A 13,237-nucleotide genomic window follows, 5' to 3' on the forward strand; every position below is an offset into this window, starting at 1 on the left:
GAGTTAGTGTGGAAGAGCACTTGGGTTTCTTTCTAACAGGTTTAGGCAACGTATACGCAATTCCTCTGGACTAAAAGGCTTTGTTATAAACTCATTTACCCCTAACTTATAACACTTTATTCGCTCTGAAGAATCATCTTTGCCACTCAAAACAACAATTGGAACCCCTTTAAAAACCTGGTTAGATTTAAGGTTCGAGATAAATTCAAACCCGCACATTTCAGGCATTTGCAAATCCGTAATAATAAGGTCGGGAATATTCCCTTCAAATAGCCACGCTAAAGCTTCCTTTCCGTTAGGTTTCCTAACGACATCAAAATCCTGCGAAAATATGGAAGAAATGACAATCTGAATCGATTTGAAATCATCAACCGCTAATAAGAAGCCCTTCATATTGATTAAAATTTATATAAAAAGAAAAACCTGGTTAAAATAATGCAATAAGCCAATGTCATATTTAGGTAATAATCCCATAAAAGGGCTGTTCGATTTTCAATGCCAACTATACATAGCAGCACAAGTTCATCTACGAAAAGTACAAACAAACACTTATCTTAAAAGAAATCAGGCAGTGAAAAATATATTTACAGCTAGTTAATTATTAGCAATCTACAAATATTATCAAATCAAACAAACAAGATGTAAATTACTTTTTATAATTACATTGCTAAATCCTATTAATCATAGCTAGAATACTATTTTAATGCAAAAGTTAAAAAAAATATCAAGTTTGAAAGGATTTACACTCTTAGCATTTATTATTATAGTACCATTTATAAGCAAGTATACAGGGACAGTATTGAGGAATGCAAGACCGATGGGAGTCGTTAGCCAGAGCTACAGTCTTAAGAACCGACTAACAAAAAAGTTGAAAAAAAATATCCTAACCTTTAGTAAAGAAAAGCATCTGCAGACGGGACATGCACAGTAAACCGGGTACCCGTATTTTCAACTGAGGAAACATCTATTTTACCGTTAACCCTCAGAACTGCTTCTTTAACTATATACAACCCTATACCAGATCCCGAGTTTTCTCTGGTTGCACGGTAAAACATATTAAAAATATCTTTAATATACTCATTGTTGATGCCCATGCCGTTATCCTCTATTACCAAACATGCATGATTTTGTTGGTCAAAAGAAACAGAAACCCGAACTTTTTTAACAGCTTCAGCTGCTCTCTGATATTTTATAGCATTGGAAAGCAAGTTGTTTATAATAACCCGAATCCGAAACTCGTCGCTTAAGAAACATTCGTTTTTTTCTACATCAACTTCATACTGAATATCAGATGAATAATAATAGCATTGATAGCTTAACAATGTCTCATCAATAATCTTTTCAAAGTCTATTAGACTAGGCTTACTTTCAATCCTAATATTTTTATAGTAGCTGATTATGCTCCCAATAAACGTTTCAAGTTGGTTAACACTGTTAGAAATAAGTCCAAAAAGCTGGTCCGCGTTTTTATTTTTTCCTTCAAGCCGGGCAACGTTCAACAAGCCTTTGATAGATAAGAGGGGCGCTTTTAAGTCATGAGAAGCGCTGTATACAAACCTATTAAGTTCTTCATTTGCTTTCTGAAGTTCTTGGTTCTTAATTTTCAAATCCCTCTTTGCGGCAAAAACTTCGTATGCATTATTTATGGACATCCGAATTTCTTGCTCATCCCAAGGTTTTTTGATGTAGCGAAACACATTGCCCTTATTAATTGCGTTAATAGCATCATTTACATCCGCATAAGCAGTAAGCAATATCCGAATTGGCTCTTTATAAAGCTCTTTAATATGATCAAACAGTTCGACTCCTGTCATTCCAGGCATCTTTTGATCAGCAACAATCACATGCACCTCCTCATCTTTGAGTATATCCAACGCTGCAAAAGCAGATTCAGCAAGTAAAATATCAAAGTCAAAACGAAAGGCGGCCTTAAACATATTAAGGTTTCCTCGCTCATCGTCTACATACAATATTTTAATGCGTTCTTCTTCCAAAGGTGTTCTAGTTTACAGGTTCTACATATTCTTTTGGTAAAGTAATTACGAACTCTGTCCCCACACCTTCCTCAGAGTTGACAGCAATCTCTCCATTGTGACTTTGAATGATACGATATACTATAGAAAGCCCCAACCCAGTCCCTTCGCCTACATCTTTGGTTGTAAAGAAAGGATCAAAAATTTTACTTTTCACATCTTCAGGCATGCCTGTTCCGTTATCCTTTATACTCACCTGAACTTCCCCTTTAGGATTTAAGCATGTGGTAATGACAATTTCACCTTCATCACCTTTTTCATTCACAGCTTCAATAGCATTACTGAGAATATTCATGAAGACTTGGTTAATTTTTCCCGCATAGCATTCCACGTCAGGAATATTGCCAAAATTCCTTACAACATTGATATTCTTAACTTTGCTATTAAGCAAAATCATTGTAGAGTCGATCCCTTCATTGAAATTTACCGATTTTAGTTCACTTTCATCTAAGCGGGAAAAGTTTCTAAGGCCTTTTACAATTTCTGTAGTTCTGGAAGCTCCTTCATCAATTCCTTTTAATATTGTTTCAATTTCTTCTTTAAGATAGGGCATATCAAGCCGTTTTTCAAAAGCGTGTGCTTCAGAAAAATGATCTTTCACAGATTCTTGAGATGAGGATACGCTATATTTTTCTAAAAGTGACATTAAGAACATTATATCTCTGCGAAGAGGAGTAACGCTAGAGCTAACAAAGTTAATAGGATTATTGATTTCATGGGCAATACCTGCTGTCAATTGACCCAAAGATGCCATTTTCTCAGATGCAACAAGCTTGGATTGCGTATCTTTAAGATGGTTTAAAGCAACCCTTAGCTCCTCATTAGCATCCTGTAACTCAGCGGTACGCTCTTTTACCTTCTTTTCTAGGTAAAGGTTGTGTTCTAAGATCAATTTCTCATTCTCCTTGAGCGCATTTAATGCAGCCGCCTGAGAATCTTCCTTCTCTTTTTTCAACACATTTATTCTATCAGCAAGTGCCAGCGAAAGCAAAATCACCTCAAGTGCGGAGCCGAATTGTAGCCCATAAACAGAAAACAAATTGTAAGGGATCAGCTCCATATCTTTCAGCACAAACACGCTTACACTGATCAAGAAAAGTGTCCATGCAATCAAAAAGAATTTAGCAGGGCGATAGCCTTTTTGATAAATTTTATAGGCAATAAAAAGTAAAAACAGAGATCCGGTTCCTGCAGTAAGGTCTACTAACCTATAGCTTTCATTATAAAAACCAAATAAAGCAAGAACTATACATAAGCAATACAGTACGGCATAAATATGTAATGCTTTATGATATCCAGGGGCATTTTCTTTGGTTCGAAGAAAGGACCTAAAAAACATTAGTGTAGCCAATCCGACTGCCGCTCCTACTAGATAGGTACTGTGCATGGCAACCCATGGGTTTGAAGGCCAAAAGTACTTATACGCATATCCCTGAAGAATACTTTGAGTCAACCCCACAAAAAAAATGTAGATGACATACCATAAGTAGCTTTTATCTTTGACCGTAAAGTAAATAAAGAGGTTGTACAGCATCATCACGAGGATGATTCCAAAATAAATTCCCGAAAGGATATCTCTTAAGATGTGCGATTCGGCTATAGCCTGATAAGACCCTATAACAGCCGGTAACAAAATCTGTTTGCCACTGCTGACCTGCATATAGTATTCCCGGGTCTCACCATGAGGGATTTTTAAATCAAACAAAAATGTTTGATAATTGTACTTCCTTGAACCAAAAGGTAAATATTCCCCAGCTTTTATTATATCATATTTTCCTTCTTCTGTTATACTATAGAAGTGTATTTGATCTAATAGCGGGTAGCCGATCTCCAAAACAAGGTTTTCTATTTCCGATTGGTTGTGAACTTTAAACTTTATCCAAAAAACAGAGTTACTGACGCCGAGGTTGGGCACATTTTTTTTGCTTCTGATAAAATCACCAGAGCTTACTACATCCTCTATACCCAAGCTGCCAGCCTTGTCCTCTAAAATATATAAATGGTCACCAATGGTAAGGTTTCCAGAAGAACCCGTATACAAGATACTGCTTTGACTTTGCTGAACGTGCGCAGCAACTTCTTTAACGTCCAGAAAGAAAAAACAAAGGAAAGGTAAAAATAAGACCCTTACTAGGTTAAACTTTTGAAGGCTTGTCTTTTTCTGACTTAAACTCTTGAATATCAATTTGTGGCAAATCAAGTTCATACTGAATTTCTATATCTTTTCTTTTGCCTTTTTCTACTGTTCTTTGGAGAGGGTCTCTTCTCAAGTCAAATATTCTATCACATTCGTTATGATCTCCTCCTGTAAGGGTTGCTGTATCATGAATAAGGGCAACCGTTGCAATAAGATCGGATTTTGGATAGTAAAAAGTTCCTTCGTTTCCTAAACTTTTAACGATCTCAAAACTGTAGTTTTTACATATCCTAGCCGTAAATGGCGAACATAATGCAAACAGGCTATCCAATCCTAACTGGGTGGTTATAGCAACTCCTGCCCTTATAAGGAACACACTTCCAAAACCTAAACCTGCCACTTCTAACGAATTCCACAGTCCACATAGCTCCCCTGTCCCATTTAACCTTTGGGACTTGACAAAGTCATAAATCTTTGGATCCATATCACCTACTGCGTCTTCTATAGGCAAGGGTATATTCCCATCAGCAGCTTGAACACGGGCACCACCAAAAACCTTAGAGCCATCTTCAGACTCTACCATAAGCACAAAAACTGCTGGATTATTAAACCAGTCATCTTTTGCCGTAGTCACTTCCGTAACACCCACACTCTTTAAAACCCTCCGGTGCCCCTCCAGAAATTTTTCACAGGATTGCTGGTCATCTATAGCCCTAAAAACTTTTAACCTTACCATAGTGAAAACTTTATCTATTTACTAAACTCAAAAAAGAACTGTAAATCAGCAAACTATGCTTTCAAGATCGATATAGAACCTCCCGGACACCTTGAGCTGATCTAATAATATTCTCCGACAAACATCCGTAGCTATGCCACTTCCCAAAGCCACTGCCGATGCGAGCTGTGGCCAGGAAGTTATTTCCTTTCCAACCCTGCTCATAGAATATTTACCTCTCTCAGAAAGGTTATCATAACCCAGGATCTTTTTTACAAAGACAGCTTTTTCAGCCATAGACATATCTTTTAATTTATAGATCTCTGATTCTTCTATCAGACCATGCAGTACAGGCCTATTAGGCTCTAGATCGAAACGTTCAATATCTAAAAGCCCCCTGTCGTTGGTTTCCATTACAACAGGAATCTTAAAAGATCTGGCCACCTGCCTAGCCAATAGCTTCACATCCATGCTATCACATTCCTCAACAAGAACATCCAATTTTGATGGGCTCAAAAGAAAGCTTTTAAGATTATTTTCATTTACAGCATCATGCATGCAAGTCACTTTCAAAAAAGGATCTATTTCCGAAATTTCCCGTGCTGTCACTATTGTCTTTTTCAGACCCAGATTATGAACACCGGTTCTAACCCTATTAAGGTTTGAAAGTTCCAACGAGTCAAAATCAGCAATCCTAATTTCACCAAAAATACGCTCCACCGCCATGGTAAGTGCAATTGAAGATCCAACAGACATCCCAATCACCCCAATAGCTTTTGAAGAAAGTATATTACGTTCTTCGGGAGTTATTTTAAAAATGTTTCTTGAAGTCCTCACCTCTGAAAACTCTTTCTCTGGCAGAAGATGCACTAGGCGATTTGACCAAGGGTAATAAACCCACACGCCAAAATCTTTCGCAGGCATACCATCTAGGTAAGATGCAACACCAGATTTAAGATCTTCTTCAGAAAATTGCTCTGACGGGTTTTGAATTTTGATCAGTTCCTGAATCTGTTCTTCTATGGTGTCGTATACGTAAATCTGCTTATTTGTTTCTAAAAAAGTATAAAACTTCGCAAAATCTTCAGATTTGTTCATCCGAAACATAACAGGTTTCGTATGATTATTGGAGTTCAGAGGTCTAGAAGGATTCATAATCTGTACATTTAGAAAAAGTAGATTTAACTGTTAATAAAGAATGTGCGCCACCCTGGTCATATAATAAAGTGATAATATAATCAGGATTTTCATTAATTTGTACTAATAATTAAACGTTACAAAGTAAAATATCTAAAACTCTTATGGAAGAAGCTCAGATTAACATACTTTATATTGATGATGAAGTAAATAATCTTAACGTTTTTAAGGCAACTTTTCGCTTTTCTTACAACATCTTTTTGGCCGAGTCGCCGACAGAGGGCCGTAAGATTCTTGACGAAAATGACATTCATATCATTATCACCGACCAGCGGATGCCCGAAATGACCGGAGTCGAATTTTTATCATCTATTTTAGACGTGCACCCTGACCCAATACGAATACTCCTTACAGGATATAGTGACATTAATGCAGTAATTGACGCTATAAACAAAGGGAAGATCTATCATTATGTGGGCAAGCCTTGGGACGAAGCCCAAATTAAAATAGTGATCGACAAAGCTTTTGAGGTTTATTCTCTAAGAAAGGAAAACAAAGAATTAATAGAAAAACTAAGCAAGGCTAATGAGCAACTGGAGTTCCTTTTAAGACAAAATTTATTGTCCTGATATACATATATGGCCATCAGCACGGATTCTTTGTTCTCTTAAAACAATCTTCACAAAAGAAGGTAACTTTTTGTGTTTTTAACCTCAAAAATTAAAATCAAGTAGCTAAAGTTAAAGATGGTATGTGCTAAAGTATCAGAAGGGAAGCACTTGACCAAATGGCGAGCAAGACGACCTCCACGGATTCGACCAGTTTTTTTACTATATGGAAGTGAGGTTTAACAAATTATTAATAGCAAGATAAGTTATGGCAGACCCAAAACCGTCTAATCTTGCACCAAACTGGTTTAGTTTTTGTTAGAATTGTAAGTAGAAATATCTAAAAAGATTCACCAATGAAAAACTTCCGTTATACTATATCTTCTTCCTATGGCAAGTTTCGCGCAATGCCAACAGTAGCAGTAATAGGTATTTCCGTTATTGCCTTTTTTATGATACCGTTAATTTTAGGAATTTTGTTTGTGTTTGCTACTGTAGCACTTGGCTATATACTAGTAAGATCTTTATTGCCTAAAAAGAAAAACTCTTTTATTAAGCAAACCAGGTACTATAATAATAACCAAACCATACAAACCATTGAAATAGAAGGGGAGGTGGTAGAGGAAAAGAAAACTCCGACACGCTAAGACTTTCTCCCCAAACATCAACACATTTAAAACTTAGGGCAAGGAAGCTTCCGGGTCCGTCTCTTCAGATTTTCAAGGTTGTGAAGATAAGTAATATTAAGTTCATGGCTGCCACCAGTTTGCGCCCGAGTAAGCTTAGAAACCACAAAATCATAACTATAACTAATGCTCAATGAGTTACTGACTTTAAAACCAATTACTGCCACAGCAGATTCATTGTTGTGCAATCCAGGTCTATATCTTTTAACTAACGGGATACCTCTGTACCACAAACCAGCTATAATGTAGTCATACAAAAAGTAAAGGCCTATATCTACTTGATCAGACTCTCCTTGGGTCTTGTAGTGCAGTGTTGGGGTCAAATACATATTAGAACCTGCCGCAGCCCCGGTAGCTGGTTTAAGATTAAACCGGTACCCCCCTGTAATGCTCACTTTAGCAGGCAATCGACTGTCTCCCCCATAAAAAGACTGATTTGGTTGGTTCATATGGGCATAAGCAAAGCTAACCCAATACTTGTCAGAATAGAAAAGCCCGCCAGAGGTAAAGTCCAGGTAATGGATCATATCTGTGTCTGTAGGCTGGTGTGTACGGGGACCTAAATAGCCATAACTATCATACTGGTCAGGAAACCTTAACATAGAGTAGTCAACATTTCTTGAAACATACGACGCCTGAAGTCCTGCACGGAATGAGTGCTTACTGCTAAGATGCAACTCATAAGAATACTGCAGCGCAATTTCAGTAGTAGTAATATTATTAGCCCCCTGCCAATCTTTAAACGCCATTAAACCTAAACCGCTATTCGTGTTTTTGAAATAGTGGTCTGCTGAAAAATGGGATGTAAGATACTTGGCATCCAAGGCAGGCCACTGTACACGCTGATGAAACATGCCTCGCGAACTGTGGGCACTCCCCGCAAATGCGGGATTTAGATACAATACATTGGCATAAAACTGCGAATACTGAATGTCTTGAGCCTTTAAGCGTGAAGGAGCCATAAATATAACTAGCGCAAAAACAACAATACCGCAAAAGATCTTTCTTAGATGTATATATATAGTCATACAAAGTTCTTATCTAATGATGGTTACGCTTCCTTCTTTCTTATAAGGGCCACGATACTCTTCAGCTATACCCTCATATATAATGATCCATGGATATACACCCACAGGCATAGGCTCTCCTCTATAATTACCATCCCAAAACTCGTTTACATCACGAGATTCGAAAATTATTTCACCCCAACGGTTAAAAATCAACATTTGATAGTCACCAATAAAAGCAGAGTGTACCGTAAACAAGTCATTGATTCCGTCTCCATCTGGACTAAAAGCATTACCCACGAAAAGCCGTGGCGGACAAACATCCCTTACATTGGCAGTTCCCTCTGACGAGCAGCCCCATTGATTGGTGATCCTTAATAAATAATCACCCGGCTCGCTTACCGTTATTACCGCACTAGAGTCAAAAGTTTGTTCCCAAAAGTATGAGTACCCTTCCACTTCATCTACCCCTATATCTTGGTAGTCTTCAGTATCCGTACAAATCCGTTCATTATCTAAAACAGGCGCTGCTGGATCTGGGTGCACTTTAACAAATTCATTTACCTTTAATTCTGCCAAGCATCCGTTATCAGTAACAACACGCAAAGAAACATCATAGCTGCCAACCTCCGTGAAACAATGACTAGGGTTTTGCTCCGTCGAAAGAGCTTCTTCTGGGGCAGAGGCATCGCCCAAATCCCATTCCCATGATTCAATCGTGCCTGAAAGTACAGTAGAAGAATCTATAAAATCAACACACAAAGGCGCACAACCTTCTGACGGTGAACCAAAGTGAGCCCGAGGCAAAGGGAACACCTCTACGGGTTTAGCAATGTAATCACTACACCCCTTATCAGTAATTACGGTCAGCGTAACTTCAAATATCCCTTCAGAGCCATACTCATGATCAGGATTTTGTACATCAGAGTGGTTTAAGTTTCCAGATGAAGGATCTCCAAAGCTCCATTCCCATTCTGTAATTTCCGACCCAGGAGGCTCTACAGATAGGTCAGTAAATGAGACAGGGCCATCGCCCAGACATGCCGTACCGGAAGAGAAGTCAGCCACAGGCATATCAGGTGAACCAAGCATAACCGTATCCGACATTTCGCACTGGTTAGCGTCCAAAACCGTAACGATATATTCTCCTACACCTAATTCACTTGCCGTGGACGTTGTTTGGACAGGAGAGGTATTCCAGTTATAAGTAAAAGGCGCAGTACCTCCAGTCACAGATACACTGGCAGAGCCGTCATCCCCATCTAAACAGCTTACACCAGTACTCTCTGTATTAAGTACTATAAGATCCGGCTGGCCAACATTGGCAGAGACCGTATCCTGACAACCAGAAGAGTCTGTGACGGTAACCGTATAAACACCAGCTGGCAGATCCATTGCGTCCTCAGAAATTTGCGCGGGACTTGTATTCCAGCTATACTCATAAGGAGCCACTCCACCTGTAACCGATACAGAAGCAGTACCTGAACTATCACCATAACACAAGGCATCAGTAGCTTCGGCCGAAAGAACTAGCCTTTCAGGTTGGGTAATGGTTACCACTAAACTATCTGTACATCCCACAGAATCAGTAACAGTAAGCACATAGTCACCAGCCGTAAGTCCAGTTGCATCTGAATCATCTTGCACAGGATCAGTGTCCCAACTATAAGTATATGGTTCTATGCCACCAGTAGTGCTTGCGGAAGCTTGGCCATCATCGCCACCATAACATGTTACGTCAGTAAAAACCGCTTCAGAAACAAGAGCCTCTGGCTGACTGATAATGGCACTTGCCGTATCGGTACATCCAAGAGAATCCGTTACCGTTACCAAATAAACACCGGCCACAAGATCCTCTGCATGGGCTGTATTTTGTTCAGGGCTTGAATCCCACAGATAGCTATAAGGTGCTGTTCCGCCTGATGCATGTACAGTGGCAGACCCGTCATTACCATCGTAGCAGTTTACATTTAAGGTTTCAATGCTCAGCGCAATGGAATCTGGCTGATATATTTGTACGCCTATTGTATCTTGGCAACCTAAGGAGTCGGTTACAAGAACATTGTAAATACCTTCAGCAAGATCAGTAATATCAGCAGAGGTTTGCTCGGGGCTGGTGTCCCAACTATAACTATACGGCGCTGTCCCTCCCGCTACTTCTACAGCAGCCGACCCATCAGTACCTCCATAACAACTTACATCTATTTTATCTACTACCAGCTCAAGGGAATCAGGTTGAGAAATAGTAACCATAATTGTATCTTCACAACCAGTAGAGTCTGTTACAAAAACGGAATAATCACCTGCAGAAAGTCCAGTGGCCTCCTCTGAAGTTTGTTCAGGGATAGTACTCCACCTAAAGCCATAAGGAGCCGTTCCGCCCGCTACAGTAACAGCAGCCGTACCGGTACTGTCCCCATAACAATATACATCTGAGGCCTCAACCTCTAACTCTAAACCATCAGGTTGATCAATAATCACTGTCAAAGAGTCAGAACACCCTAAAGAGTCAGTAACAACTACCGTATATTCACCTGCCATTAGGTCAATGGCTTCAGAAGTTCTTTGCACTGGACTGGTATCCCAAGAGTAGGAGTAAGGTTGCGTGCCACCGCTAACCAGAACTGATGCGCTACCATCTGCTCCGCCATAACAGCTAACATCCTCCGTTTCCCCTTCTACCTCAAGCACCTCCGGTTCGAGGATGTCAACACTTGCGCTATCCACACATCCAATAGAATCAGTAACAATCACTGAGTATGTACCAGCGAAAAGGTTTTCAACAAGTTCTGTATCTTGCTCCGGATCCGTGCTCCAACTATAGGTGAAAGGCTCTATTCCACCACTAACCTCAACACTTGCTGCACCGCTACTGTCGCCATAGCAGCTAACATCTACAACCTCCGTAGTCAAACTTAATACAGGGCTTACTGTTACCCAAGCGGTATCAACAGAAGTACATCCCTCAGCAGACCCTGTTACAGTAATAAAATCATTTTCAAGAGGATTAATGTATATGGTTTCTGTAGTATCACCCGTTGACCAACTATAAGAAGTAGCCCCCTCGGCCACAAGTTCTGTAGAATCGCCCTCACAAACCAATGGTGAATTCACCGAAACCACAGGGGAAGGGTTTACAATGACCTCTTGCACAATAGTGTCAGCACAAGATTCACTGGACCCAGCAATCAAGGTAACTTCGAAAGTTCCTGCCGAACTAAAGATGTGCTCCGGGTTTTGTAGGTTTGAGGTGTTATCGTCACCCGATGCTGTATCCCCAAAATCCCACAACCAGTACCCCTCTCCACCTGTAGTCTCGTCTACAAATGTTGTAGGCAGACCTTCACAAACTGTATCATTTGTAAACTCAGCCACAGGGGTAGACTCTACCTTAACCTGTATGGTATCAGTAACAGTACACCCATGCGTAACATGAACTGTATAAGTAGTAGTTTCTGAAGGGCTTGCCATTGGATTAGGGCAAGTCGTACAACTTAACCCTTCAGCCGGCGTCCATAAATAAGTGGCTTGCGGAGGACCGACAGGCTCACAACCGAGCATAACACTATCACTGCAACCAATTTCCGCTACAGGGCCTCCGGCATCAGCCCATGCCATATTAGGGTTCCCACTAGCAACAACTGCAGCATTCAAATATAAGCGTAAGGCGTTTAACCTTAGCAAAGTTGTTAGCTCCAAATCAGGGTTTCGTGGGCTACCAGTTCTGCCATAGTCATGCCCACCCAAGTAATATACATTCCCCCCTGGCACACCAGGATCAGTAAGTTTAGCGCCCATTGCCACCACTGTATCATCAATAATATGTGACACAGACCGGTAAGCATGAGGCTGCCACGCTGAACCTTCAGCCAATGTCCAGTTGTCAATAGACCCACCTTCGTTTTCTTCCATTGGCCCATGCATTTGAGAATATGCAAGATCCGCATTGGGGTACAAATGCGAGACTTCTGTATTTACCGTCTCAATCCCGTTAGTAGTATGGAAAAGTCCTTGATTTTCATAAGTTCCTACAGCTGCACACTGAGCCAAAAAATTTCCGCCGTTCATCAAAAACTCCCGAACCCCGTCAACAACCTCTTGACTTACTTGGTTAAGATCAGCATGTGGCTCAGAAGCAAATGTATAGCAATTCATAAGCTCGCGGATATCAGCAGCATCCATAATGTCATAATCATGAATACCAGCTCCATTAAGTATTTTTGTGTGTATCTGCTCATTGTTACCGTTATTAAAGACGGCTATTTTAGGTCGATGCGTAAGTGTGTACCCAACATCAACATTGGTATTTTCAACTAGTTTGTATACCGCAACGTCATTCCCAAAATTATTAATAATATCTAATGAACTTGTACCGCATGGCAAAATAGTATCAGGAACGATAAAAGGCCCGCCACGAAAGTCCATCATATTTGCCGCCACATAATCTGGGAAAAACCTTTCTGCCACGGCACTAAAATCTACATCGTCCCTTTCTTTTGGCGTACGGATAGCCCATTTTACACGTACCCCGCTTTGCAACAAATTATAGATTAACCCGTATGATTTTAAATTAAAAGGTGGTGCGTCAGCAGGAACAATAGATTGGTAAGTGGTACACATGGGTACAACAAATGAACCAGCAGGGATTTCCTGAACATTAGACCCAGGATTTGGCAGGTCTCTCTGGGCAAGCGCATCAACTGAAATAAACAGCATAGACAACAGCCACACTATCACAGCTTTTCTTTTCTTACCTAAAACCTTTATTTCCATACCTATAGTTTACAAAAGTAGATTTTTCCTATTTCCAAAAGTTAAAACCACTAAAAAATAGCCGCTTTAAAATAAGGACAAGCAAAAGGAACGAAACGCAGCCTGGGTTTAAAAAAATTTTTTTTGAGCCATATAATTTTT

9 protein-coding genes are annotated in these 13,237 nt (G+C 39.9%); 2 read left to right on the forward strand and 7 right to left on the reverse strand.

Annotated elements, in window-relative coordinates:
- Positions 1–3: 3 nt before the first annotated feature.
- The 5 genes from RCC89_01855 to RCC89_01875 all read right to left on the reverse strand — a co-directional run bounded on the left by RCC89_01855 (position 4) and on the right by RCC89_01875 (position 6,040).
- The gene (locus RCC89_01855) at positions 4–393 is read right to left on the reverse strand and encodes a response regulator (protein WMJ71921.1); all 390 of its coding nucleotides are present in this window, start codon (positions 391–393) and stop codon (positions 4–6) included.
- 497 nt (positions 394–890) lie between these two features.
- Complete coding sequence (locus RCC89_01860; GenBank protein WMJ71922.1) at positions 891–1,994, reverse strand: hybrid sensor histidine kinase/response regulator; 1,104 nt, start codon at positions 1,992–1,994, stop codon at positions 891–893.
- Positions 1,995–2,001: 7 nt separating this feature from the next.
- Positions 2,002–4,239, reverse strand: a complete 2,238-nt coding sequence (locus tag RCC89_01865) for a 7TM diverse intracellular signaling domain-containing protein (GenBank protein ID WMJ71923.1) — start codon at positions 4,237–4,239, stop codon at positions 2,002–2,004.
- On the reverse strand, positions 4,169–4,906 hold the full coding sequence (locus tag RCC89_01870) for a hypothetical protein (protein WMJ71924.1): 738 nt from the start codon (positions 4,904–4,906) through the stop codon (positions 4,169–4,171). The genes RCC89_01865 and RCC89_01870 overlap by 71 nt, the downstream gene beginning before the upstream one ends.
- A gap of 45 nt (positions 4,907–4,951) precedes the next feature.
- Positions 4,952–6,040: a ThiF family adenylyltransferase gene (locus tag RCC89_01875; GenBank protein ID WMJ71925.1), complete on the reverse strand. Its 1,089-nt coding sequence runs from the start codon at positions 6,038–6,040 to the stop codon at positions 4,952–4,954.
- A 146-nt stretch (positions 6,041–6,186) separates the two neighbouring features.
- Here RCC89_01875 and RCC89_01880 point away from each other — a divergent pair, with 146 nt between their 5' ends.
- Both RCC89_01880 and RCC89_01885 read left to right on the forward strand, forming a co-directional pair.
- On the forward strand, positions 6,187–6,651 hold the full coding sequence (locus tag RCC89_01880; GenBank protein ID WMJ71926.1) for a response regulator: 465 nt from the start codon (positions 6,187–6,189) through the stop codon (positions 6,649–6,651).
- Positions 6,652–6,986: 335 nt separating this feature from the next.
- A complete protein-coding gene (locus tag RCC89_01885; protein ID WMJ71927.1) occupies positions 6,987–7,277 on the forward strand; it encodes a hypothetical protein in 291 nt (96 codons plus the stop codon).
- Between the two features lie 26 nt (positions 7,278–7,303).
- Here the strand turns inward: RCC89_01885 and RCC89_01890 are convergent, their stop codons facing one another.
- Both RCC89_01890 and RCC89_01895 read right to left on the reverse strand, forming a co-directional pair.
- The gene (locus RCC89_01890; GenBank protein WMJ71928.1) at positions 7,304–8,344 is read right to left on the reverse strand and encodes a type IX secretion system membrane protein PorP/SprF; all 1,041 of its coding nucleotides are present in this window, start codon (positions 8,342–8,344) and stop codon (positions 7,304–7,306) included.
- A 9-nt stretch (positions 8,345–8,353) separates the two neighbouring features.
- A complete protein-coding gene (locus tag RCC89_01895; protein WMJ71929.1) occupies positions 8,354–13,096 on the reverse strand; it encodes a PKD domain-containing protein in 4,743 nt (1,580 codons plus the stop codon).
- Positions 13,097–13,237: the final 141 nt, after the last annotated feature.

Source organism: Cytophagaceae bacterium ABcell3 (genome assembly GCA_030913385.1).
Lineage (GTDB): Bacteria > Bacteroidota > Bacteroidia > Cytophagales > Cytophagaceae > ABcell3.

Excerpts from the sequence above, each read along its gene's own strand:
- RCC89_01895 (WMJ71929.1), bottom strand. The coding sequence starts at position 13,096 with ATGGAAATAAAGGTTTTAGGTAAGAAAAGAAAAGCTGTGATAGTGTGG.
- RCC89_01885 (WMJ71927.1), top strand. The coding sequence starts at position 6,987 with ATGAAAAACTTCCGTTATACTATATCTTCTTCCTATGGCAAGTTTCGC.
- RCC89_01865 (WMJ71923.1), bottom strand. The coding sequence starts at position 4,239 with ATGAACTTGATTTGCCACAAATTGATATTCAAGAGTTTAAGTCAGAAA.
- RCC89_01855 (WMJ71921.1), bottom strand. The coding sequence starts at position 393 with ATGAAGGGCTTCTTATTAGCGGTTGATGATTTCAAATCGATTCAGATT.
- RCC89_01890 (WMJ71928.1), bottom strand. The coding sequence starts at position 8,344 with ATGACTATATATATACATCTAAGAAAGATCTTTTGCGGTATTGTTGTT.
- RCC89_01880 (WMJ71926.1), top strand. The coding sequence starts at position 6,187 with ATGGAAGAAGCTCAGATTAACATACTTTATATTGATGATGAAGTAAAT.
- RCC89_01870 (WMJ71924.1), bottom strand. The coding sequence starts at position 4,906 with ATGGTAAGGTTAAAAGTTTTTAGGGCTATAGATGACCAGCAATCCTGT.
- RCC89_01875 (WMJ71925.1), bottom strand. The coding sequence starts at position 6,040 with ATGAATCCTTCTAGACCTCTGAACTCCAATAATCATACGAAACCTGTT.